Here is a 23,789-nt window from a genome sequence, read left to right on the forward strand (position 1 = left end):
CCCGCCGGCGGGACCGGCGGGCTGTCGACGACCTCGTCTGCGAGGTCGGCGACGAACTCCGCGGACTGCCGGTCCACCTCGGGCAGCTTCGGGACGATCCGCTCGCGGATGTCCAGGTTCGCCGGCAGGCCGAGGTCGGCGAGGATGATGTCGCCGGCGGTCTCGCTGTTGAGCATGAAGTCGATGAACCTCGCCGCCGCCTCGGGGTGCTCGGTCTGGGCGGACATGGACGCGTACAGCGCGGGCTTGAAGTACATGCCGGTGCGCTCACCCTGCGACTCCCCGGGCCACCGCAGGAGCTCGATGTCCTGCCCGGCGGCGTTCGCGACCGCCGAGAGCTGGTTGGTCCACTCCGGGACCATGCCGCCCGCGTTGGTCGCCACGAGCGACCGCTCGGGCCCGACCGTCTCCAGCTCGACGGTGGTGGACGCGGGCGGCTGCCCCCCGGACTCCTGCAGGCCCAGGGCGACCTCCCAGAAGTCGACCAGCGTCTCGTCGGTGTAGCCGAGCTCGCCGTCCTCGGTGAACAGCTGCTCGCCGCGCTGGCGCGCGAAGATGTTGAAGGCGGCGTCGTTCCACAGGTCCTGGCGCCCGATCGCCCCGGTCCCCGAGGCGCTGATCTGCGTCGCGACCTCCGCGTAGTCCTCCCACGACCAGGTGGTGTCGTCCGGCAGGGGCACCCCCGCGTCGGCGAACACCTTGGTGTTGGCCAGGACGGAGAAGACGTTCACGCCGGTCGGGATGGCGACCAGCTCGCCGTCCACCTCACCGGTCTCCAGCGTCCCCTGGTCCATGGCGTCGGTGGCGATGTCGGTCTGGCTCAGGTCCGCCAGCACGCCGCGCTCGGCGTACTCGCGCAGGTACCGCTGCTCCTGCATCAGCACGTCCGGTGTGTCGCCGGCGGCGACGGTGGTCGCCAGCTTGTCCCAGTAGCCGCCCCAGTCGGTGAAGTCGGTGACGATCTCCACGTCGGGGTTCTCGGCCATGAAGGCGTCGGCGACCTCCTGGTACATCTCGTGGTAGTGGTCCGAGCCCCACCAGGCGAACCGGATCGAGACGGCCTCGCCGGACGCCGCCTCCTCCTCGGCCGAGGCGGCGCCGTCGTCGCCGCGGTCCCCCTGCCCGCAGGCGGTCAGCGCCAGGGCGGTGACGGTGAGCGTGGCGGCGAGGGCGGTCAGGCGGCGCGGGGAGCGTGGGCTGGTGCGCATGGGGTCCTCCTGCTGCGGGTTGCGGACGGCGTCGTCGCCGGCCGGGGCGCGACCCCGTCGTCGGAGTCGCCGCCTGGTGGGGAAGGCGCTTTCCCAGCGTGGTGGCCGCCGGCGACGATGTCAAGGACCTTCCGTACGGCGGTCACGGCACCGGCGGACCGCGCGCGATCCCGTGCGGGACGGCGTCGGACGGCCGCGCACCTCGGCCGGTCAGCGGCTGCCCGGACCGCCGCCGCGATCCGGGGCGACGCACCCGCTGCTGTCAGGCTCCGACCGGGAGCTCGGCCCAGACGACCTTGCCGCCCTCGTCCAGCAGCTCGGTGCCCCAGGCGACGGCGAGCGCCGACACGATGTGCATGCCACGGCCGCTCTCGCCGCTGATCGTCGGGGGCCGGGGGTCCGGCGTCCCGGTCCCGCCGTCGACGACCTCGACGCGCACGGTCGCGCCGCGCCGGGACAGCCGCAGCCGGCAGGCGCTCGCCGCGTGGGTGATCGCGTTCGTCACGAGCTCGCTGACGACGATCTGCGACGTGTCCTCGACCTGGGACAGGTCCCAGCCGACCAGCGTCTCGCGCAGGAACCGTCGCGCCTCCCGGACGCTGCGCAGGTCGCGCGGCAGGTCCACGACCGCGACGTCCTGCTGGACGCCGACCGTGGTGAGGAGGTCGAGGAGGTAGTCCAGGTCCGCGTCCTTGAGCACGACGCCCTCGACGCGCTCGGCGATCCAGGCGCGCTCGGCCGGGTCCAGCCATCCGGAGAAGACGACGATCTTGCTGCCGGGGGACTGCTCGCGCAGGTGGGTGAGCACCTCGCGCCCCGCGATGTCAGGCAGGCCGAGGTCCAGGACGACGAGGTCGGGGCGCAGCTCGCCGGCCAGCCGCACCGCCTCGGCTCCGTCGCCGGCCTCGCCCACCACCTCGAAGCCGCCGCGGAAGCGCAACGCGGTACGCACCAGGCGGCGGACCTCCGGTACGTCGTCGACGAGGACGACCCTGGTAGCCACGGGTGGAAGATTAGCCCCGTGCGCAGCCGCGCGAGGAACCCGACGCGGCGCCGGGACGGACGACGTCGCCGTCATGCCCGCGGGAGGGACAGCGCGAAGGTGCTGGGCGCACCGTCGACGGCGGGCTCGTACCAGGCGTCCCCCCCGTGCGCCCGCGCGAGCTCGCGCACGATGAACAGCCCGAGGCCGGTGCCGCGACGCTGCTCGCCGGTCACGAACCGCTCGAACAACCGGGACCGCACGGCCTCGGGGACACCGGGCCCGTGGTCGCTGACCCGGACGACGACGTCGCCGCTCCCGGTCGGCGCGGCAGTCAGGCGGACGGGGGGCGCACCGTGCCGCAGCGCGTTCCCGAGCAGGTTGTCCACCGCCTGCGCCAGCCGGTCGTGGTCGGCGCGGACGGTCAGCGCCGGGTCGACGTCGACGGCGATCTCCTGGCCGGGGTGCGCGAGACGGGCGGCCGCGGCGGCGGCGAGCAGGACCTCGGCGAGCACCACCCGACCCAGGTCGAGCCGGACCGCCCCCGCCTCCAGGCGCGAGGCGGTGAGCAGCTCGCCGAGCAGCCGGCGAAGCCGTGCCGCGCTGCTGCGCATCCCCTCGAAGAGCTCGCTGCGCTCCTCGTCGGCGAGCTGCGTCCAGTAGCGGGACAGCGTGTCCGCCGAGCCCCCCAGCACGGTGACGGGCGTCCGCAGCTCGTGGGCGGTCACGGCGAGGAACTGCGACTGGTCGGCGGCGGCCTGCACCAGGCGGGCGTTCATCTGCTCCAGGTCCGTCTTGGCCGCGGTCAGTGCCGCGGCGGCGCTCTCGCGCTGCTCGCTGGCGTACCGGCGCTCGGTGATGTCGCGGGTCACCTTGGCGAACCCGACGAGCTCGCCGGCCGCGTTGCGGACCGCCGTGATCACGACGTTCGCCCAGAAGGTGGTGCCGTCCTTGCGGACGCGCCAGCCCTCCTCCTCGTAGTGGCCGTCGCGGAGCGCCATCTCCAGCTCGTGCTCGGGGTGCCGGCTGACCTGCTTGTCGACAGGGTAGAAGCGGCGGAAGTGCTGGCCGATGATCTCCTCGGCGGAGTACCCCTTGATGCGCTGGGCGCCGACGTTCCAGCTCGCCACCCGTCCCGTGGGGTCCAGCATGAAGATGGCGTAGTCCTCCACCGCCTCGACCAGCAGCCGGAACCGCTCCTCGCTCTGCCGCAGGCGCTCCTGCGCCGCCCGCCGCTCGGTCACGTCCTGGGCCTGCAGGAACAGGTAGAGCGGGCGACCCTCACGGCCGCGGACGACGGCGATCGTGGCGGCGAGCCGGCGAGTGCCACCGGCGACGCCGTGCTCGACCTGGACCACGTCGGCACGGCCGGCGTTGAGGTCCTCGACCGCCGCACGGACGCGGGCCTGCCCACCGCCGGTGGTGAGGTCGGCGTAGTCGGCGCCGAGCAGCTCGTCGTTCGGCCGGTCCAGGACCTCCGCCAGCGCGCGGTTCGCGCGGACCACGCTGCCGGTGAGGGTCATCGTCGCCATCCCGATGGCCGCCTCCTCGAACACCTCCCGGAAGCGCTCGAGGTCCTCGCCCAGCACGTGCGCCGCCGGGTCCGGGCGCTGCTCGGTCGAGCCACCGGCCCCCTCGTCGCGAGGAGCCGCGCCGCGGGGGACGTCACGCTCGTGCTCGCCGTCACGGCCGTCGCGCTCCAGCAGCTCGTCGAGCGCCGCAGCGAGCCGGTCCAGGGGCAGGGACTTCTCCAGGAAGCCCGCGGCCCCGAGCTGGCGGCCCCGCGACGCCAGGCCGCGCTCGTCGAACCCCGTGAAGAGGACCACCCGCGTGCCGGGTGAGGCGACCAGCACACGGGGCAGCGCCTCGAGACCGTCCATGCGGGGCATCGAGACGTCCAGCAGCATGAGGCCGGGCCGGTGCTGCCCGGCGAGCTCGACGGCGTCGAGGCCGGAACCGCCCTCGCCCACGACGACGAAGCGGCCGGACAGCCGCAGGTGGGTGCGGAGCAGCGACCGGACCTCGGGGGCGTCGTCGACCAGCACGACGGTCGTCGCCTCGGGAGTCATGGCCCGACGGTAGCCCGCGCGGCGAGTTGGCTCTCGTCGCCCGGGACGGCAGGCTTGGGAGGATGAGAGAGAGCGAGAGCAAGGACCTGCGCGCCGTCGACCGTGCGCACTTCAGCGTGACCCTGGACGCCCAGAACGGGCGGCACCGCGGGGAGATGACGCTGTACGGCGCGGGGCAGCCGATCCTCTACGCGCCGCTCGGCCCGGCCGTGTGGGACCACGTCTTCCACGACCCGAACGTCTGGCACGAGCGCGACGACCTGATGCGGCTGATCGCGAACTTCGAGCTGGAGGTGCTCGGGCTGACGCTGACGGGCGACCGTTCGACGGAGCGCTTCATCCCGGCGGACGGCGGAGGGCCGCTGCTGTACAGCAACACGGTCGAGCACCTGTGGCGGTGACCGGGGGCTGAGGGGACGTCCCCAGCCGGGCGCCGGCGCGCGGTCGGGTGGCCGACCGGCCGGTCCCCGCTGGGCCGGTCGGGGGACGCGGCAGGGTCGTGCTGCCGGACCGGCTCCGGTCGTGTCGGTGGCGGCCGATACACCATGCGGGGGCGAGTCGCGCCACCGACGTGGAGGGGGACCAGGGATGCCGGCCGATCAGGGGCTCGTCCTCACGCGCCTGTCGCTGTCCTCCGTGACGTGGTGGTCCGGTGTGCTGACGGGGGTCGCGCTGCTCGTGGCGGCGGTGGTCCGGGACGGGGCGCTCCTGTCGCTCGGCGGGCCTGCCCTGGTCATGACGGCGGCCCTGCTCGTCGTCCTCGAGGTGCGCCCGATCATCGTCAGCGGGCGCTACGACCCGCAGGGCGTGACCCTCTCGACGGCGTTCGTCTTCGCCCTGATGTTCATGTGGGGGCTGTGGCCCGCGGTCATCGCGCAGAGCCTGGCGACGATCGCGTCCGAGGCGCGCCGACGCAAGCCGCTCCCCAAGCTGCTCTTCAACGTCGGCCAGTACAACGTCTCCCTCGCAGCCGGGTGGCTCGTCATGCACCTCGCCGGGCGTGCGGCGTCCCTCGAGGAGCCGCTGCACGCCCTCGAGGCGGCGGACACCTGGTGGGTGGTGGGCGCGTGGCTCGCCTACTTCTGGACCAACAACGCGCTCGTCTCGGGCGTGCTGTCCTACGCCGACTCGTTCCGGTCCCTCATGACCGAGGACCTGGGCTACTACGTCACCACGACGTTCCCCGTGCTCGCCCTGTCACCGGTCGTCGTGGTCCTCGCGGAGCACGCCTGGGGGATGCTGCCGCTGCTGCTCATCCCGCTCGCGCTCGTGTACAAGACCGCCAGCATGTCCCTGCAGCAGGAGCACCTGGCGGGTCACGACCCGCTCACGGGCCTGCCGAACCGGGCGGGCTTCCAGAGCTCGCTGGGCGACACCCTGGGCGCCGCGGAGCGGACCGGCCAGCCGTGCGCCCTGTTCCTCATCGACCTCGACGGCTTCAAGGAGGTCAACGACACGCTCGGGCACGCAGCCGGGGACGAGCTGCTCGTGGGGTTCGCCGAGAGGCTGAGCGCGACGACCCGGGGGTCGGGCACGGTGGCGCGGCTCGGTGGCGACGAGTTCGCGGTGATCCTGCCGGCCACCGAGGAGGGCGAGGCCGTACGCGCGGCCGAGCGGGTGACCACGTCGCTCGAGGAGCCCCTCGACGTGGGCGGGCGCACCGTGAGGCTGCGGGCCTCGCTCGGGATCTCGGTATACCCGCGGCACGCCGCCGACGCCCAGACCCTGCTGCAGCTCGCCGACGTGGCGATGTACGTGGCGAAGGGCGCCGGCAGCGGGGTGGCCGTCTACGACCCCCGCACGGACCGGTTCGCCGGGGACCGGGAGCGGGCGCAGCTGGTCTGACCTGCGTCCCCGCGTCCCGAGCCGGTCGGCTGGACCGCCGTCGGCGGACCGGGCCCCAGGATGGGGGGGTGGACCACCAGCACCGGGACGTGCGCCGGGCGGAGCGGGGGATCGCCCGGTCGCGCCGCCTCGCCGATCTGCCGCTCACCTACACGTGGGTCGGCGCGTCGATGTCCGACGCCGTCCCGGGGCCCGCGCGGGTCACGCGGGCACGCCGCATCGGGCAGGGCGAGCCGGCGTTCCGCGCCGCCTCCGAGCTGCTGCTGACCTGGGGCATGCACCGCGACGCCGGCCTCGCCGTCCGGGCGAGCGACGAGCGGGTCCGGCTCGGGAGCGTCGTCGTGCTGGACCTCGGGCGCCGACCGTTCCGGCTGCGGGCGCCGTGCCGGGTGGTGGCGGTGATCGACGAGCCCCGCCGACAGGGGTTCGCCTACGGCACCCTGCCCGGACATCCCGAGAGCGGCGAGGAGCTGTTCCTCGTGACGCTCACGGACGACGGGCTGCAGGTGCTGGTCCAGGCGTCGTCGCGCCCCGCGACGTGGTGGGCCCGGGCGGGCGCGCCGGTGACCCGCGCGGTCCAGGCGCTGCTGCTCGACCGCTACGTCCGAGCCCTCGCCCGCGCCGCCCGCGCCGCGGACCGCCTCCCGCCGACCTGACCTGCACGGACGGGAACCGCACGCGGACGGAGACCGCACGCGTCAGCGCCCCGGACCGCGGCAGGCGGTCCGGGGCGCCGGCGGTGCAGGGTCGGCGTCAGTGACCCAGCTGCACCCGAAGGATCTCGCCCTCGCCGGCGAACACCGAGCGGTTGGAGATGTACGCGTGGTCGTCCCGCACCGCGATCCCGCCCGGGGCGAACAGCGGGTCCTCGAGCAGGACGGTGTGCCGGCTGGTGTCGTGCCGGTCGACGTGGATCAGCGCGCCGGTCCAGTCACCGTCGGGGCCGAACGCGGCGAGCAGGCCGTTGTGGGCGATCTCCAGGACGAGCAGGTCGCCGTCCTCGGTGAAGGCCAGGTCGATGATGTTCGTGAACCCGTCCGCGTAGACCGTGGGCTCCTCCCCGACCTCGAAGCGCCACACGGTGGCGGTGCCCGGCGTGAACGGGAAGCCGGTGAGCTGGCCGACGTAGAACGCCCCGTCCGGCCCGACGACGACGGAGTTGGGGACCGGGTCGGCCTCGATCATCGCCCCGGGGGGTGCGCCGGGGATCTGGACGGGAGCCTCGTGCGGGAACACGAACACGGTCTCGACGTCACCGTTGCGGCGCACGCGCAGCAGCGCGTTGCCGCCCGCGTCGGCCACGTACGTCCGGTTCCCCCGCGCGGCGACCGAGTTGGGGTTGCTGTCGAAGTCGTCCTCCTCCGGGTTGGCGGACAGCTCGTGCGCGCCGATGTCGGCCACCAGGTCGAGCGCACCCGAGCGCCGGTCCAGCCGGTTGAGCGTGTCCAGGCGCGACGCCAGGGGCGACGGCCCGATGCCGCCGTCGGCCTCCGGTCTCGTCCGGATGCCCGGGTCGGCGGCCAGCCCGATCGTGGCGAGCAGCCGACCCTGGCTGTCGAAGGCGACGTCGGACGGCCCGATGGCCTCGCCGCCGGTCTCCTCCACGGCCAGGGAGGGCAGGCCGGTGACGTGGTCCCGCACCGTGCCGACGCCCTGGTCCGGGTCGTGCAGGACCGAGATCCTGCCGCTCGGGCCGAGGCACGTCTCGCCGACGACGCCGGGGAAGCAGGGCCCGTCGCCGCCGCTCCCGGCCTGCGCGATCCACAGGCTCCCTCGCCGGTCCAGTGCCAGCCCACGCGGGCTGTCGAGCCCCTCGGCGACGACCACAGGGTCGCCGATCACGACGGTGTCGTCCTCGTCGTCGGCGACGGCGGACGCGACACCCAGCGGCAGCGCCAGGGCGGCGGCCGCACCACAGACGAGCGCTCTGCGGAGTCTTCGCATGACGGACCTCCCGACGCGGGTCGACCCTGGCTGGCGTGCCGGTGGGGGTCTGGAGGGGTGGGAGGGGCGCGTGTCGTCGCCACCCGCGGTCGAGCCACGGTCCCAGTGGCACGAGCATGTCGTCAATGTCCCGTTTGCCCCGATCTGCCCGCCTCGCGGCCCCACCGTCGCCGCGGCCGAAAAGACCTGGGCGTCGCGAGCGTGCGCGCGTAGCGTCCTGGTCATGACCCGGACGCTGGCGGTCTGCTTCGCCCACCCGGACGACGAGGCGTACGCGACGTTCGGGTCGGTCGCCCTCCACCGTGCGGACCCCGACTTCCGGGTCGTGGCGCTGCACGCGACCGACGGCGCAGCCGGCGAGGTGGCGCCCGGGGTCGACGTCGGGCCGGCCGGGCTCGGGGCGCTGCGTCGCGAGGAGGACGAGCGGGCGTGGCGCGCGGTCGGCTGCGTCCCCGCCCGGCACGACTGGCTGGGGCTCCCGGACGGCGCCGTGGAGCAGATGCCGTTCGACGACCTGGTGGACTGCGTCGCGTGCTTCCTCGACGAGGAGCGGCCGGACGTCGTCGTGACGTTCGGCCCGGACGGCGTCACCGGCCACCCGGACCACATCACGGTCGGCGCGGCGACCGACGCCGCGTTCCACCGGGTCCGCCGCGACGGCGGGGGCGGTCTGCGCCGGCTGCTGCACGGGGCCATCCGGCAGTCGTGGTTCGAGCGGCACCAGGCGTGGCGTGCCGCCCACGGGTACCCGCTGTGGGAGCCGACCCGGCTCTACCACCTGCGCGGGACGCCGGACGAGCTCGTCGGCGTCGACGTCCGCACGACCGAGGTGCTCCCGCAGCTCGTGGCCGGTCTCCTCGAGCACCGCAGCCAGGGGCACGTGCTCCTGCCCGCCGGCGTGGAGGACGGGTCCTTCCTTCGCTCGCGCAGCCGGGAGACGCACGTGCTCGCCTGGCCGCCGCGGCAGCCGGACGAGCCCTGCCTCACCGACATCTTCGAGGGTCTGGACTGAGTGGTCCTTAGCCGGCCGGCGGCCCGGGGGATGACGGCTCGACGGGCCCGTCGGCGTCGCGTTCGAGCACCACCTCCAGGCCGTCCTCCTCGTCCCACTGCTCGCCGACGACGACGAAGCCGTACTGGCCGACGAGCGCGTGCGACGGCAGGTTGTCGGGGCGGATGCTGACCCGGACGGTGCGGACGTCCGGGTCCTGGACCGCGCGCGCGAGCAGCGCCTCGAGCGCCGCGCGGGCGTACCCGCGCCGGCGCAGCCCGGGCACGACGGCGTAGCCGATCTCGACCATCCCGGACCGGTCCGGCGGGCCGTGGAAGCCGGCCCGGCCGACCGCGAGCTGCCTGTCCTCGTCCCAGATGACGCCGGTGACCCACCCCGCCGTGGACGGGTCCTGCTCGGCCTGCTCCCAGCGCACGCGCCACACGCCGCGCCACTCCGGGTCCGCGAACGACTCGGTCAGCGGCACCGGGCTCGCGGCGTCGGCCGCGGCGAGGTCTCCGGTGGCCAGGGCCCGGAAGGCCGCCGCGTCCAGGTGCACGATGCGGACCCGTGGACGGCGCGGCGACGGCGCCGCCGGCTCAGCGTGCATCAAGGTCCCCGGCGGAGAGGCCCGGCCGGCGGGTCACCCGGGGCGGGGACGGCGTCCGGACGAGGCGGCCGTGCGACATGCCGGGGGACCGGTGGGGGCCGCCCGGCACCGCGGACCTCCCGGGTACGTCCTGGAGCAGCGGAGGCCGCTCGGCGGGGTCAGGGTCGAGCGGCATGCGGATCCCTCCGTCGTCACGGGTCGTCGCGGGTCCGTGCGGGCGGGCCGGCGTGCAGGGGGACGTGGCCCGCGTCGGGAGGCTAGCGTCCCGACCGCCCCCACCGCCGGGGTATCGGCCGCGCACCCGTCGACGCCCCTCGGGTCACAGCTCGGCAAAGCAGACGGCACCCGTCCACCAAGCGTGACCGGGTCCACGTAGGCGCTGCCTCGGTTCGTGTGGTTTCCTTGACCCGCAAGACAACGGGGGGAGTACTTCCCCGACGCTGCTCCGGTCAGTACGGCGCCCCATGGCGACCTCGGACGGCGGCCTTCCCGCGCGGAGGGTGAAGGAGACCCCGGAGCCGAACCCCTCGAGGGAGACTCCGTGCTGTTCGCCACCCCTGCGTCCGATGCCTTGACGAGCATCGCGACCCCCGGCCTCTGGGCCATCACCATCGCCGCTGTCCTGGCCCTGGTGGTCATGGACTTCCTGCTCACGCGCCGCCCCCACGAGGTCTCCATGAAGGAGGCCCTGGGGTGGAGCACGTTCTACATCGCCCTGCCGCTCGCGTTCGGCGGCTGGATCTGGTCCCGGTACGGGTCCGGCACGGGCGTGGAGTACCTGACCGGTTACCTCGTCGAGAAGTCCCTGTCGGTCGACAACCTGTTCGTCTTCATGCTCCTGCTGGCCGCGTTCGCCGTGCCCGCGGAGTTCCAGCAGCGCGTGCTGCTCTTCGGCATCGTCGGGGCCCTGGTGCTGCGGGGCATCTTCATCGCCGTCGGCGCCGCCGTGCTCGCCAACCTCAGCTGGGCGTTCCTGCTGTTCGGCGCGATCCTCCTGCTCACGGCGGTGAAGATCCTGCGCGACCAGATGAAGGGCACGAACCACGACGTCGACGTGTCGTCCCTGCGCTCCGTGCGGGTGATCCGGCGGTTCATGCCGGTGACCGAGGACTACCGCGGCCCGAGGCTGAGCGTCCGTGAGGGTGGCAAGCGCATGCTGACCCCGCTCGCCGTCGTCGTCGCCGCCATCTTCGCGACCGACGTGGTGTTCGCGGTGGACTCCGTCCCCGCGGTCTACGGCATCACCGGGGACCCGTACCTCGTCTTCGCGACGAACGCGTTCGCGCTCCTGGGTCTGCGGGCGCTGTACTTCGTCCTGCAGGGGGCGCTCAGCAAGCTCGTGCACCTCGGCTACGGCCTGGCCGCCATCCTCGGCTTCATCGGCGTCAAGCTGGTCCTGCACTGGGCCCACGGGGTGTGGGACGGCGTCCCGACGATCCCGACCCTGGCCTCGCTCGGGGTCATCGTCGTGGTGCTGGCGATCACCACCGTCACGAGCCTGCACGCCACCCGCGGGGACGGTGCGAGCGACCCGGCCGAGGTCGCCGAGCCGGCCACGCCCGCCCGCTCCACCGCCGACTGACCGCTCCCCGGGGAGCACCCGGGAGCCGGCTGTGCCGCGGCGCAGGCTGCGCCGGCGCCACGCGCGGCCCGGACGCACGACGGCGGGCGGCCCTCGAGGGGGCCGCCCGCCGCTGCGCGCGCGTCGGTCAGCTCAGGTAGCCGTTGGGGTTGAGCACGTACTTCTGCGCGGCGCCGGCGTCGAACTCCGCGTAGCCACGCGGAGCCTCCTCGAGACTGATCGGCTTCGCGTTGACGTTCTTCGCGATGCTCACGCGGTCGTGGAGGATCGCCATCATCAGGCCGCGGTTGTACTTCATCACCGGGCACTGGCCGGTGGTGAAGGACAGCGACTTCGCCCACCCGGTGCCCAGGCTCAGGGACAGCGAGCCCTTCTTGGCCGCCTCGTCGATGCCGCCGGGGTCGCCCGTGACGTAGAGCCCGGGGATGCCGAGGGCGCCACCGGCCGCCGTGATGTCCATGAGCGAGTTGAGCACCGTGGCCGGGGCCTCGTGGTCGGCGTCCTTGCCGTGGCCGCGGGCCTCGAACCCCACGGCGTCGACCGCGCAGTCGACCTCGGGGACGCCGAGGATCTGCTCGATCTGCTCGGCCGGACCGGCCTGGGTGAGGTCGACCGTCTCACAGCCGAAGCTGCGCGCCTGCGCCAGCCGGTCCGCGTTCATGTCGCCGACGATCACGGCGGCGGCGCCGAGCAGCAGCGCGCCGGTGGCCGCGGCGAGGCCGACCGGTCCGGCGCCGGCGACGTACACCGTCGACCCGACCCCGACGCCCGCGGTGACGGCGCCGTGGAACCCGGTGGGGAAGATGTCCGAGAGCATCGCCAGGTCGAGGATCTTCTCCAGCGCCTGGTCGCGGTCGGGGAACTTCAGCAGGTTCCAGTCGGCGTACGGCACCAGGACGTACTCCGCCTGGCCGCCGACCCAGCCGCCCATGTCGACGTACCCGTAGGCGCTGCCGGGACGGTCGGGGTTGACGTTGAGGCAGATGCCGGTCTTGCGCTCCTTGCAGTTGCGACAGCGACCGCACGCGATGTTGAACGGGACCGACACCAGGTCCCCGGGCTTGATGAACTCCACGTCGGAGCCCACCTCGACGACCTCGCCGGTGATCTCGTGGCCCAGCACGAGGTCGGACGGGGCAGTCGTGCGGCCACGGACCATGTGCTGGTCGGACCCGCAGATGTTCGTCGCGACGGTCCGCAGGATCGCTCCGTGGTTGACCTTCCGGCCCACGTTGGCCGGGTTGACGCCGGGTCCGTCCTTCAGCTCGAACGTGGGGTAGTCGATGTCGATGACCTCGACCTTGCCGGGACCCTTGTACGCCACAGCCTTGTTACCTGACACGCCGATCTCCCTTGATCAGTGAGCCGCCCGAGGGGCGGCCTCGTGTCCGATCCACCCTAGGGAGGTCGCCCGTCCCAGCACCAGGTCCGCACGCCAGGCACCGCGGTCCGCGCTGCCGTCGCGACCGGCGTCCCGACCCGTCCCGTCCTCCCGTGCGCGAGGATGCGGCCATGGCACGGGTGACGCGCGGGTGGCGGGTGCAGCGCATGACGGCGACCGGCGTGGTCCGCGAGCGGGCCGACGTCCTGGCCGGTGAGGAGCCGCTGGAGATCCGCGTGCAGGGCACGTCGTTCAGCGTCACCATGCGCACCCCCGGGCACGACGTCGACCTGGTCGCCGGGTTCCTGGTGTCCGAGGGCGTGGTGCGCACCGCCGAGCAGATCGCGCGGGTGGAGTACCGCGGGGGAGTCACCGCGACGGGCGAGCGCGACCTCAACGTCGTCGACGTGCGCCTGGCCGCCGGGGTGCCGCTGCCCGACACCTCCCTGGAGCGTCACGTCTACACGTCCAGCAGCTGCGGGGTGTGCGGGACGGCGTCGATCGACGCCGTCCGCAAGGTCTCCCCCTACGACGTCGCCGCGGACACGGTCGCGGTGCGGCTCGACCACCTGCTGGCGATGCCGGACCGGCTGCGCGAGCGGCAGGACGTCTTCGGGCGCACGGGCGGGGTCCACGCCGCGGGGCTGTTCGTCCCCGCCGCCCACGGCGGGGAGCCCGAGCTCGTCTGCCTGCGTGAGGACGTCGGGCGGCACAACGCTGTCGACAAGGTCGTGGGCTGGGCGCTGCTGCACGCACGGCTGCCCGCGTCCGGCGCCGTCCTGCAGGTGTCGGGACGGGCGTCCTTCGAGCTCGTGCAGAAGGCGGCGATGGCCGGCATCCCGGTGCTGTCGGCGGTGTCCGCGCCATCCGCGCTCGCGGTGGAGCTGGGCGCCGAGCTCGGGGTCACGGTGGTCGGGTTCAACCGGGGCGAGCACCTGAACGCCTACACGCACGGGCACCGCCTGGTGCCGGCGGAGGCGGACGCACCCGACCCGGACCTCACCGGCGGCGACCGTCCCCGCACGGCTCCGGCACCGGCTCCGGCTCCCGGCCGGAGCCTCCCGGGGCCCGACCGTCGCGCCGGCGCCGTTTGACACCTAGGGTGGCGGTGACGGGGGGAAGGTGGACCGACATGTCCTCCAGGTTCCAGGTACCGGCCGTCGCGGTCCCGCCGCAGACCCATGTCTGCTGGGCGTTCCGCGGGGCGAGGGAGTTCGCCCACGTCGCCGAGCGCTACACGCGGGAGGGGCTGGACCGGCACGAGAGGGTGCTGGTCCTCGACGGCCAGGACACCGCCCGGGGCCTGGTCGCCACGATGCGGGCCGCCGGCCGGACGGTCCTGCCCACGCAGGTCCGGGGGGAGCCCGTCCTCGTCACGCTGTCATGGGCGCCCGACCTCCGGGCGGGCGGCGCGTCGGCGGACGGCGCGTCGGCGGGCGGCCCGTCGGCGGACGGCGCGTCGGCGGACGCGCGTCGCAGCCCCCGTCACCTCGCGGCGGAGGCGGTGGCGGACGGCTTCGCCGGGCTGCGGATCGTGACCGACGCGACCGAGGTCGTCCGCAGCAGGGAGCGGCGTGAGCGGTTCGTGGCCGCGGAGCACGTCATGGACGCGGCCACCGTCACGGCGCCGGTGACCATCCTGTGCGGCTTCGACGTCGACGAGCTGGGCCCCGCCACCGTCGCCGAGGTCGCGTGCGTGCACTCCTTCACGACCGAGCCGCTGTCCCCGTTCCTGTTCCGCGCGCTGCCGCAGGAGCGCACCGTGGCACGGGAGCGCACCGTGGCACTGGCCGGCGAGGTGGACTCGGCCAGTGCCGGCGACCTGTACCGCGCGGTGCTGCGCGTGGTCACCGACACTGGAGGAACCATCCGCATCGACGTCTCCGAGGCGCACTTCATGAGCCACGCCGCACTGCTTGCGCTCGACCGCGCCGCCCGTGCGCTGGACTGCACGGTGCGGCTCGACGCGGCGAGCCCGGTGACCCGGTGGATGGTGCGGTTCCTCGAGCTCGACCGCGTCGTGGCCGCGGGGACGCCATGAGCCTCCACGACGGCGGACCGGGGGCGGTCCTGCGGCACGAGCTGGTGCTCCACGACGGGCCGGCGGACCTGCTCGACCTCGTGGTGTCGTACGTCGCCGAGGGGGAGGCCGACGACGACGTCGTCGTGGTCCAGGGCGAGCCGACGTTCGTCGACGCCGTCGTCCGGGCGGTCCCGGACGGCAGCCGCGTCCACACGGTCGCCGCACCGTCGGGCGCCCGGCACCCCGCGCGGGACCTGCACCGCTTCCTGATCCTCCTGAACGACCTGGGGGCCGGCGTCCGACCGACCCGGGTCGTCAACCAGATGCCGACGATGACCGCCGCCGGGTGGCGCGAGTGGCGCCGCTACGAGGCCGCGGTCAACGTCACGCTCGCGCCGTTCCCCATCCGCGGCACCTGCGCCTACGACAGCCGGTCGGTGTCCGACGGCATGGTGGAGGACCTGCTCGCCACGCACTCGCACGTCCGGACGGCGCAGGGTCCGGACCTCAACGCCGCGTTCGCCGGCTTCGACGACCACGTCGCGGGCTACCTGCGCAGCGCCCCGCACCCCCGCGCCTTCTCGGAGCCGACCCTCAGCCTCACCGAGCCCACGGCGGCGCAGGCCCGCGCGACGGTCCGGCAGCTGGGCACGCGAGCGGGGCTGGACGCGTCCGCCGTCGAGGCCTCGGTGCTGGCCACGAGCGAGGCGGTCGCGAACGGCCGTCTGCACGGCAGCCCGCCGGTCGTCCTCCGGGCCTGGGTGGCCAGCGGCCGGGTCACGGTCGCGGTCAGCGACACGGGCACCGGGCCGGACCCGCTGGTGGGCCTGCTGCCGCAACCCTCCCGGGAGGCGGAGTCCGGGCGGGGGATGGCGATCGTGCACCACCTGCTCGACGACGTGCACCACCGCGTGTCGGCCGACGGGTACACGATCACGTTCTCGGTGTCCTGCGGGACCGGGGCCGCCGAGGCGTCCTGAGGCGCCGTCGCCTGGTGAGCCACGCGGGAGCCGCTCGCGCAGCCCAGATCCTCGTGAAGCGCTGCGCCGCGAACCAGGTTAGCGTTTTCCATGCCCTCCAGTCAGTTCACCCCGGTGTGGGACGCCCTCTCACCCGAGCTCCGGTGGGCGCTCCTCCAGCACCCGTCCCGGCCACTCGCCTTCGAGCACGTCGACGAGCTCGTGTCGGCCGGCGGGCGGCACGCCCATGCGGTGTGGTTCGACTCCCGGCCCGGTCACCCGAGGCAGTGGGCCACCTCGTGGCAGTTCCGTCGGTTCGTCGAGCAGCACCGTGACGCGGAGCAGGCCGCTCGGGCGGCGCGTGAGCGTCCCTGGTTCGGCGGGCGCACGCGCGGGCGACTGCCGCTGCTGCCGGGCTAGGGCCGTTGCGGGGGTGCGTCCCGGTAGCGTCCCGCCGATGGGTCCCGACCGCGTCGACGAGTCCCGCATCGACGCGACGCTCGTCCGCACGCTCCTCGCCGAGCAGTTCCCGGCCTGGCGCGACCGGCCCCTGCGACCCGTGAGCCCTGGCGGCGACGACCACCGGATGTTCCGGCTCGGGGACGACCTGAGCGTGCGGCTCCCGAGCGCACCCGGCTCCGTCCCGCAGGTGGTCAAGGAGCAGACGTGGCTGCCTCGGCTCGCCCCGGCCGTCCCGCTGCCGGTGCCCGCCGTGCTCGGGGTGGGGCGCCCGTCGGCCCACTTCGGCGCGCCGTGGTCGGTGTACGGGTGGCTCGAGGGCCGGCCGGCCTCGTCGGTCGACGTCGAGGACCCCGTGCGCCTGGCCGAGGACCTCGCGGCGTTCCTCGTGGCGCTGCGCGCGGTCGACCCGGCCGGCGGACCGGGTCCCGGCCCCCACAGCGCCTACCGCGGCGGTCCGCTGGACCACTGGGACGAGGAGGTGCACGACCTGCTGCACCGGGTGCACGGGCGCGAACGGGACCATGCGGCGGGGCTGTGGCGGGACGCGCTCGCGGTGCCCTTCGTCGGGACGCCGCGGTGGTTCCACGGCGACGTGTCGACGAACAACCTGCTGGTCCGCGACGGCGTCCTCGCAGCGGTCCTCGACTTCGGCTGCTCCGGGGTCGGCGACCCGGCGTGCGACACCGTCCTGCTCTGGACACGACTGCACGGCCGGGCCCGCGAGGCGTTCCGGGAGGGGCTGGGGCTCGACGAGGCGACGTGGGCGCGCGGCCGCGGGTGGGCGCTGTGGAAGGCGCTCATCATGATCACGAACAAGCCGCCGGGGCAGGCCGAGCTCGCGCGGCACGTCCTGAACGAGCTGTTCGCCGGCGTCTGACGCCGCCCGCACCGCGCGTCAGCCGTGGGTGCGACCGGCTCCGTGCGCGGCGCTGGTGCGGGTCGGGCACCTAGCCGCCGCCGGCGGGGCGGGGCTACGGTCCGAGCACAGCGAAGGGCGGACACCCATGTCGACCAGCGCGGCCCCGCAGCACCCCCGGCCCGGCACTCAGCCGGCGGCAGGCCTCCCTCCGCCGCCCGCGCACGGGACCTGGGTGCCCGTGTACACCGCCGACGAGGTGCGAGCCCACGTCAGGCGGTGGACGGCGGCGGCCTGGTGGCTCGCCGGCGGCGCGATCGCGCTGACCGTCGCGTTCACCGCCGTGCTCGCGGACGCCGGCGAGCAGACCGACCCCGTCGGCATCCTGGCCATCGGGAGCGCCGTCGTCGGCGGTCTGCTCCTGCTCGGGATCGGGATCGGGATGCTGCACGGCGAGGCGCTGCGCGCGCACGCCGTCGGGCACGACCCGACCGGTGCCGCGGGACAGGAGCCCGCCGGCGACACCGGCACGGTCGTCCAGGGTCTGCCGCACGGGCTGGGTGGGCTGACGGCCGCGCGGACGCTCGTGCTCGCCGGCGCGGCCCTGCTCGCGACGGCGGCGATCTCCGGCGGGATCGGTCTGGCCGGCGCGGACGAGACGCAGGACCGGCCGGCCACCACCCGGACACCTGGGTGAGGTTCCCGGGTCGAGCCCGGTCCCCCTGACGCGCAGGGCGCCGCCCTCCGTCCCGGCAGCGGGAGGCGATCCGTCCTACCGACGGCTGACGTCGTCCGGGTCGGGTGTCCGGAACGGGACGTCCTGGGGGAGGTCCACCGGCCCGTCGCTCGCGGCGCGGTCGCGCTCCTGCGACTGGGCGATGTCGGGGTCCTCGCCCTCGACGCCGAAGCCGGGAGCCGTCTGGGGTGCCCCGACGCCGGGATCGGCCGCCGCGATGGTGTCGTCGCGGTGGGCGCCGGGGAGGAACGGGTCCGTGCTGGACATGGTCGACCGCCTTCGTGAGGGAGTGCCACCGTGGCTCCGGCGACGACGAGTCCGTCCCCGTCCGGCTGCCTACGGCGTGGGCCGTGACCGGCCCTCGCCCAGCATGTGACGCCGCGGCGTCGCGCACCATCGCTCGACCCAGCCGGCGAACGGCTCGGACGCCGGCGCCCGTTCAGGCGCTCCGGCCGTTCACCGACTGTTCGCGGCCGTGACGCCGTGCCGTGAGGTCCGGCGCCTAGCGTCCTGGACATGGCTCCTGACAGTCCGACGGCCGCCCAGCAGGCCGTGAACGTCGTGGCCGCGGTCATGGCGGGGCAGCCTCACGACGACGTGGCCGCCGCTCTGCAGGACTGGCTCGACCGCCGGGGTGCGCACATGTCCGCGACGACCTTCCGGGTCACCGTCGAGGCCATCGTCGCGGGCAGCAGCATGGTGATCCTCGCCGCCCCCGCCCCGCACCCGGCACCCGGCCCGACGACCCGTGCCGGTCACGCGACGCATCCCCGAGCCGGGCACCAGCCGGTCGGACGTCAGGCGGTCGCTGCGGGGTTCACCAGGCCCGCGTCCCTGCCTCGCCCTTGAAGGGACCGACCACACGGCGCGTGCGCCACCCGCCGTAGAAGTCCCCGGCCTGGGCGACGACCGGCTCGCCGTCGACGGTGCACAGCGTCATCCGGCCCGGGTACAGCGCGACGTGCCCGACGAGCTCGGTATAGCGGGCCGCCGGCTCGGGGTAGGTCCAGGCGGCGGCACGCGCCACGACCGGCGAGCCGTCCCCGTCGCGGCCGACCACGTCGGCGTAGGTCGCCCGCCCCTTGAACTCGCACACGGTGGTCGGCGCGTCGAGCGGGACCAGGGCGCCCTCGGCGACGTCGGCGAGCGGCAGGTAGTAGGTCGGCGGGTGCGACGTCTCCAGCACCCGCAGGGCGCGCCGGGTGTCGGCGACCACGGTCGTCCCGAGCCGGACGACGACGTGCTCGCTGCTGGGCCGCACCGCGGGCGGCCGGGGGTAGTCCCACACCGACTCCTGACCGGGACCTGGCGGGACGGCGGCTCGCCCGCCGGGTGGCGGCGTACGCGGTCGCCAGGTCGGGTCGGGTGACGTCATGCCTCGACGGTAGCCCGCGGCGCCGGGTCACCGCGGTGCCGGGTCACCGGGCGCACACCGCACATGCCCCATCGGGCAGCCGCGGCTGCCCGGGACGTCGACCGTTCGCGCGACCACGGCACCGTCCGGTCCGTCAGTGTCCACCTATGGTCGGCGCACGCCAGGCCGGCGACTCCACGAGGCACGCCGTCGGCGACGCACTCGTGGACGCCAGGCGACGGGCCGGCGGGTCGGCTCCGCGCCCCGCCGTCGGGCCGCACGCCGTGCTCGCCCTGCAGCGGAGCGCCGGCAACGCCGCGGTCGGTGCGCTCATGGCGGCGAAGCTGCGCTCACCCGGGGACGCGGCCGTGCGGGAGATCGACGCGGCCCTGGTCGAGATGCGGCGCGACGAGCCTGCCATCGACACCGTGGAGAAGGGGCTGCGGTCGGCCAGGGCGGCAGGCGTCCCGGTGGATCTCGAGGGGCCCCGACCCCCGGCAGCGGCCCTCGCCGTGACGAGGACGGGATTCGGCCCTGGGTCCGTGGCGGGCAAGAAGCCCGTACCACCGCCCAAGCCGGTGCCGCCCGTCAGCCCGCTCGGCAAGGCGGCGTCCGCCCAGCCGAGGACGCCGGCCGGCAGCAAGGGCCCAGCCCGCGGCGCGGCGCCGGTCGCGCCGGGCGGGGCGGCGCCGTCGACCGCCGCACCCGTGCCCCTCACGCCGGACAAGCTGCTCCAGCCCCCGACGCCACCGACCCCCGTCCGCCCGCAGGACGACCCCGGGTTCCGGCAGGTGACCGGCCGGCTGGCCGGCGTCGCCCAGGTCGCGAAGGCCCACCCGCCGGCAGGCGCCAAGGCGCGCGAGGCTCAGGCAGCCGCCCTGGCACCCGCGGACGACGTCGCGGGTCAGGCCAAGGCCGCCAAGCTCGACACCATGGACGCCCAGCCGGCGGGGTCGTTCGACAAGAAGGCATTCATCGCGGCCGTGAAGGCGGCCATCGAGGCGAAGTCGCCGAAGACCCTCAAGGAGGCGGACACCTACAAGGAGTCGGGCAAGGCCGGTGAGGTCAAGGGCGAGGTCAAGGGTCTGGTGACCCAGGGCAAGGGCGAGCAGACCAAGGACGTCGCCGCAGCCACCGCGGCCCCGCCGGACCAGTCCAAGGCCGTCACCAAGCCCGTCACGCCGATGGCACCCGAGCAGGCCGGACAGGTGGCGCCCGTCCCGGCAGCCGGAGCCGCCCCCAGACCCGCCCCGCCCGAGCAGACGAACCTGGCTGCCGGCAAGCACCAGGCGGACGCGGAGATGTCCGGGGCGAGGGTGTCCGAGCAGCAGCTCGCGCAGTCGAACGAGCCCGAGTTCCAAGGCGCCCTGGCGGACAAGAAGACCGCGGCGGCGCACGCGGACACGGCCCCGGCGCAGTTCCGCCAGCAGGAGGCCGCGGCGCTGCAGAGCACCTCCGCGCAGGCGGCCGCCACGACGGCGTCGGCCGTGACCGGGATGCACGGCTCCAAGGGCGCCGCCCTGGCCGCGCTGGTCGCCGACAAGGGGAAGGCGAAGTCCAAGGACGAGACCAGGCGCGCCGAGGTGACCGCGAAGGTGCAGAGCATCTTCGCGGCCACCGAGGCGGAGGTGAAGAAGATCCTCGACGGGATCGACCCGAAGGTGGAGGCCGAGTTCGAGCGTGGCGAGGCAGCCGCCCGCGCCGCATTCGAGTCCTACGTCGCGGCGAAGATGTCCGCGTACAAGAAGGACCGCTACGGCGGCTGGTTGGGCGGCCTGCGCTGGGCCAAGGACAAGCTGCTCGGGATGCCGTCCGCCGTGGACGAGTTCTACGCCGCCGGCCGCGAGCTGTACCTCAAGCAGATGGACGGCGTGATCTCGAAGGTCGCCGACATCGTCGGGGCCGACCTGAACGCCGCCAAGCGCCGCATCGCGACCGGCAAGGCGGAGATCGCCACCTATGTCAAGGGACTGCCGGCGAACCTGCAGAAGGTGGGGTCCGAGGCGACGAAGGAGATCGGCGACAGGTTCGCGCAGCTGGAGAGCGACGTCGCCGCCAAGCAGGACTCGGTGGTCGAGACCCTGGCCACGAAGTACACCGAGGCCCGCAAGGGGCTCGACGAGCGCATCGAGGCGCTCCAGGCGGAGAACAAGGGCTTGGTCGACAAGGCGATCGGGGCGATCAAGGCCGTCATCAACACGATCCGCGAGCTCGCCGGGATGTTGCGAGACGTGCTCTCCCGGGCCGCCGGCGTCGTCGGCGACATCATCAAGAACCCGATCGGCTTCCTGAGCAACCTGGTGGCGGGCGTCAAGGGCGGGATCCTCAAGTTCAAGGACAACATCGTCGACCACCTGCGCAAGGGCCTGATGGGCTGGCTGTTCGGCGCCCTCGCCGAGGGCGGGATCGAGCTGCCCGACACGTTCGACGTCAAGGGCATCATCAAGCTGCTCGCCTCGATTTTCGGCCTCACCTGGGCCAACATCCGCAACCGCCTGGTCAAGCAGATCGGCGAGAAGGCGATGTCCGCCGTCGAGAAGGGCGTGACGATCTTCCAGGTGATCGCCTCGCAGGGCGTCGCGGGGCTGTGGCAGATGCTGCTGGAGAAGCTCGGCAACATCAAGGACATGATCCTGGAGCAGGTGAAGGACTTCGTCATCACGAAGATCATCACGGCGGGGATCACCTGGCTGATCGGCCTGCTCAACCCCGCTGCCGCGTTCATCAAGGCCTGCAAGCTGATCTACGACGTCGTGATGTTCTTCGTGACCAATGCCGGCCGCATCATGAAGTTCGTCAACACGATCATCGACTCGGTGGCCGACATCGTCCGCGGCAACGTCGGCAGCGTCGTGGACAAGATCAACGACGTGCTCGGTCAGATGGTCCCGCTGGTCATCGGCTTCCTGGCAAGCGCCATCGGCCTCGGCGGCATCGGCGCCAAGATCCGCCAGATCATCGAGACCCTGCAGAAGCCGGTCAACCGGGCGCTGGACTTCGTGATCAAGACCGGCCTCAAGCTGGCCGGGCCGATCATCCGGGGGCTCAAGGGCATCGGCGGGAAGGTGAAAGCGAAGATCGCGGCGGGGAAGGCATGGGTGAAGGGGAAGGTGGATGCCGGAAAATCGAAGCTTCGGAGCCTTGCGAGTGTGCTTCCTGGTCGGCTCCTGTTCCGTGCGGGCGGCGAATCGCATCAGGTCTGGATCGACGCCGCGAAAGCACCACGTGTCATGGTGGCAAGTGCTCCCACCGAAGCAACGGTGCTTCTGGACCACTATGCTAGCAAGGTTGCAGAGTTTCCTAGCGCAACCGAGAAGGATTCACGCGCCAAACGACAGTTGGTCGGCCACGTCGAGACTGCCCGCAATCGGCTCGCCAACGTCCAGAAAGATGTAGCGCTGCTGAATGACGTCCGCGCACTGACGGCGAGGACCGACCTGACGCGTAAGCAGGCGCTTCTCGGAGAGAGCCTCGCGCTCATATTCGAGGCGGTGCACAAAAATCAGATGAAGCTGGCTGGGCAGGTGCCGAAGTACACAACGCCGGGACTCAACAAATCGGGCGGCTCAGTGAAGTGCGTCGCCACGTTCGTTGTCGATTGTGCTCCTGGTGAACGGGCTTATCCGCACGGTCCAGGAGGCGCTCCAGTCGGCACGGCTGGTGCAGCCGCCGCATTGAAGGGGCGAGTTGGCGAAGCACATCCGATAGAGGCCTCGGACAGCCGCACGACGGGCCAGGTAGGAGGCTTTGTGATCGGCGGATCGAAGGCGCCGGTGCGCGACGACGACGCACAACATACCGAGCAGCGAGCTGAACTGGTCACCAGGTCTACAGGCGACGAGACCCCTGACACGCACGCGGAGGCGCGGCTCCTGGCGCAGGTCGAACGCATGATCATTCAAGATGCGGGATGGAAGCACCGCGTTCGCACCATCGAGGTCAACCTGTCGCACAGCCCGTGCCCGGGATGCGCCGATCGGCTTCTCGAGCTCCACAAGCTGCTCAAGCACGACGGCATCCGGTTGGCCGTCCTGCAATGGGGCAAGCGCTACGACGGCAAATACCCGACCGACCCGGCAGACATCCCTCGGTTGCGTGGGCGGTACAAGGTCATCGGCCCGTGAGTCTCGGAGGGCCGCAGGTGTCGCTGCTCCCACCTGCTTGCTTGCGGGGCAACGCATTCGGCATCGCAGCTCAGCAGCACTCGAGCTGTCGATAGGCCGGACGGCACGGTGGTCCGTTGGCAAGCGCGCCCACGGAGTGAAGGCAGCGCCAAAAGCTTCTTCTCCGTACGCGCCTCGACCCAGAGTCAGGTCGCCACCGCCTCCTCGGCGCCGGCGGGGCAGGTGTAGGCCCCGACCTCCATGTCCCGGAGCTCCGTGGGAACGGATTGGGAGATCCGCTGCGCCCCAGCGCGAGGACTACACGCACCGAATGACTCGGCGGTCCACGAGCTCGATCACTCGTCGGCCGCGTCGAACGGAGGCACCGTGGCCCGATGACATGGTGGATCGGGGGCCTGTCGGTGTTGCGCCTTCCGGAGCCGGTGCTGCCGGCGGAACGGCGGCATGGATCGGTCACCGTGCGGGTGCGCGGCGAGGTCGCGCATGACCGCCGGGCCGCCTCGAACCGGCGCACTTCTCGGCGTCGTGATGTCGCGTGCTTCCTTCGGCCACCCGGGGGAGGGCCGCCGGGCACCGAACGGGTCGGCGAATTGTCCGATTAGTCATGATTTAGGTGGGTTCTCGACCTGCGACATGGCTTTGTGCCCGCACCCTTCTTCCCGG

General features: G+C 73.4%; 21 protein-coding genes. 13 read left to right on the plus strand and 8 right to left on the minus strand.

Translation table 11 applies throughout. The features are described from left to right. The 3 genes from CAE01nite_RS04970 to CAE01nite_RS04980 all read right to left on the minus strand — a co-directional run. Positions 1-1,208, minus strand: a 1,208-nt coding sequence (locus tag CAE01nite_RS04970) for an ABC transporter substrate-binding protein (RefSeq protein WP_146900855.1), incomplete at its 3' end; no start/stop codon positions are given. Between the two features lie 262 nt (positions 1,209-1,470). Beyond that, positions 1,471-2,211, minus strand: coding sequence for a response regulator (locus tag CAE01nite_RS04975; RefSeq protein WP_222595829.1), 741 nt, complete (start codon positions 2,209-2,211; stop codon positions 1,471-1,473). A 71-nt stretch (positions 2,212-2,282) separates the two neighbouring features. Beyond that, positions 2,283-4,259 (minus strand): PAS domain S-box protein, encoded by a 1,977-nt coding sequence (locus CAE01nite_RS04980; protein ID WP_146900861.1) that lies wholly within the window; start codon positions 4,257-4,259, stop codon positions 2,283-2,285. A 62-nt stretch (positions 4,260-4,321) separates the two neighbouring features. Between CAE01nite_RS04980 and CAE01nite_RS04985 the strand changes: the two genes are divergently transcribed. From CAE01nite_RS04985 to CAE01nite_RS04995, 3 genes are all read left to right on the plus strand, one after another. Then, positions 4,322-4,660 carry a hypothetical protein gene (locus tag CAE01nite_RS04985; RefSeq protein ID WP_146900863.1) on the plus strand — a complete coding sequence of 113 codons (339 nt, stop codon included), beginning with the start codon at positions 4,322-4,324 and terminating at the stop codon, positions 4,658-4,660. Positions 4,661-4,847: 187 nt separating this feature from the next. Then, positions 4,848-6,104 carry a GGDEF domain-containing protein gene (locus CAE01nite_RS04990; protein ID WP_146900866.1) on the plus strand — a complete coding sequence of 419 codons (1,257 nt, stop codon included), beginning with the start codon at positions 4,848-4,850 and terminating at the stop codon, positions 6,102-6,104. Positions 6,105-6,172: 68 nt separating this feature from the next. Then, positions 6,173-6,760, plus strand: a complete 588-nt coding sequence (locus CAE01nite_RS04995; protein WP_246131016.1) for a DUF1990 domain-containing protein — start codon at positions 6,173-6,175, stop codon at positions 6,758-6,760. Between the two features lie 97 nt (positions 6,761-6,857). On the opposite strand, the gene CAE01nite_RS05000 is transcribed toward CAE01nite_RS04995, so the two are convergent. Beyond that, a complete protein-coding gene (locus CAE01nite_RS05000) occupies positions 6,858-8,048 on the minus strand; it encodes a ScyD/ScyE family protein (protein ID WP_186816427.1) in 1,191 nt (396 codons plus the stop codon). A gap of 223 nt (positions 8,049-8,271) precedes the next feature. Here CAE01nite_RS05000 and CAE01nite_RS05005 point away from each other — a divergent pair, with 223 nt between their 5' ends. Next, positions 8,272-9,060: a PIG-L deacetylase family protein gene (locus tag CAE01nite_RS05005; RefSeq protein WP_146900872.1), complete on the plus strand. Its 789-nt coding sequence runs from the start codon at positions 8,272-8,274 to the stop codon at positions 9,058-9,060. A 7-nt stretch (positions 9,061-9,067) separates the two neighbouring features. On the opposite strand, the gene CAE01nite_RS05010 is transcribed toward CAE01nite_RS05005, so the two are convergent. Further along, the gene (locus CAE01nite_RS05010) at positions 9,068-9,649 is read right to left on the minus strand and encodes a GNAT family N-acetyltransferase (protein WP_146900875.1); all 582 of its coding nucleotides are present in this window, start codon (positions 9,647-9,649) and stop codon (positions 9,068-9,070) included. Between the two features lie 541 nt (positions 9,650-10,190). Between CAE01nite_RS05010 and CAE01nite_RS05015 the strand changes: the two genes are divergently transcribed. Then, entirely contained in the window at positions 10,191-11,231 is a 1,041-nt protein-coding gene (locus tag CAE01nite_RS05015; protein ID WP_246131017.1) for a TerC family protein, read from the plus strand. Positions 11,232-11,358: 127 nt separating this feature from the next. On the opposite strand, the gene fdhA is transcribed toward CAE01nite_RS05015, so the two are convergent. Continuing rightward, a complete protein-coding gene (gene fdhA, locus CAE01nite_RS05020; RefSeq protein WP_146900877.1) occupies positions 11,359-12,573 on the minus strand; it encodes a formaldehyde dehydrogenase, glutathione-independent in 1,215 nt (404 codons plus the stop codon). Positions 12,574-12,743: 170 nt separating this feature from the next. Between fdhA and fdhD the strand changes: the two genes are divergently transcribed. The 6 genes from fdhD (at position 12,744) to CAE01nite_RS05050 (ending at position 17,609) form a co-directional block, all read left to right on the plus strand. Further along, positions 12,744-13,706, plus strand: coding sequence for a formate dehydrogenase accessory sulfurtransferase FdhD (gene fdhD, locus CAE01nite_RS05025; protein WP_146900880.1), 963 nt, complete (start codon positions 12,744-12,746; stop codon positions 13,704-13,706). 38 nt (positions 13,707-13,744) lie between these two features. Continuing rightward, positions 13,745-14,653 (plus strand): MEDS domain-containing protein, encoded by a 909-nt coding sequence (locus CAE01nite_RS05030; protein ID WP_146900883.1) that lies wholly within the window; start codon positions 13,745-13,747, stop codon positions 14,651-14,653. Next, complete coding sequence (locus CAE01nite_RS05035; protein WP_146900886.1) at positions 14,650-15,615, plus strand: MEDS domain-containing protein; 966 nt, start codon at positions 14,650-14,652, stop codon at positions 15,613-15,615. Before CAE01nite_RS05030 ends, CAE01nite_RS05035 begins: the two co-directional genes overlap by 4 nt. A gap of 90 nt (positions 15,616-15,705) precedes the next feature. Further along, positions 15,706-16,014, plus strand: coding sequence for a hypothetical protein (locus CAE01nite_RS05040; RefSeq protein ID WP_146900889.1), 309 nt, complete (start codon positions 15,706-15,708; stop codon positions 16,012-16,014). A gap of 37 nt (positions 16,015-16,051) precedes the next feature. Next, positions 16,052-16,933, plus strand: a complete 882-nt coding sequence (locus CAE01nite_RS05045) for an aminoglycoside phosphotransferase family protein (RefSeq protein WP_146900892.1) — start codon at positions 16,052-16,054, stop codon at positions 16,931-16,933. 214 nt (positions 16,934-17,147) lie between these two features. Further along, positions 17,148-17,609, plus strand: coding sequence for a hypothetical protein (locus tag CAE01nite_RS05050; protein WP_146900895.1), 462 nt, complete (start codon positions 17,148-17,150; stop codon positions 17,607-17,609). 75 nt (positions 17,610-17,684) lie between these two features. Here the strand turns inward: CAE01nite_RS05050 and CAE01nite_RS05055 are convergent, their stop codons facing one another. After that, entirely contained in the window at positions 17,685-17,915 is a 231-nt protein-coding gene (locus CAE01nite_RS05055) for a hypothetical protein (protein ID WP_146900898.1), read from the minus strand. Positions 17,916-18,164: 249 nt separating this feature from the next. On the opposite strand from CAE01nite_RS05055, the gene CAE01nite_RS05060 reads away from it, so the two are divergent. Further along, positions 18,165-18,497, plus strand: a complete 333-nt coding sequence (locus CAE01nite_RS05060) for a hypothetical protein (RefSeq protein WP_146900901.1) — start codon at positions 18,165-18,167, stop codon at positions 18,495-18,497. Here CAE01nite_RS05060 and CAE01nite_RS05065 read toward each other — a convergent pair. Further along, the gene (locus tag CAE01nite_RS05065) at positions 18,466-19,023 is read right to left on the minus strand and encodes a DUF427 domain-containing protein (RefSeq protein ID WP_146900904.1); all 558 of its coding nucleotides are present in this window, start codon (positions 19,021-19,023) and stop codon (positions 18,466-18,468) included. The two genes, CAE01nite_RS05060 and CAE01nite_RS05065, sit on opposite strands and share 32 nt — an antisense overlap. A gap of 146 nt (positions 19,024-19,169) precedes the next feature. On the opposite strand from CAE01nite_RS05065, the gene CAE01nite_RS05070 reads away from it, so the two are divergent. Beyond that, positions 19,170-23,126 (plus strand): phage tail protein, encoded by a 3,957-nt coding sequence (locus tag CAE01nite_RS05070; protein WP_222595830.1) that lies wholly within the window; start codon positions 19,170-19,172, stop codon positions 23,124-23,126. Positions 23,127-23,789: the final 663 nt, after the last annotated feature.

This window comes from Cellulomonas aerilata, assembly GCF_007991755.1.
GTDB lineage: Bacteria > Actinomycetota > Actinomycetes > Actinomycetales > Cellulomonadaceae > Pengzhenrongella > Pengzhenrongella aerilata.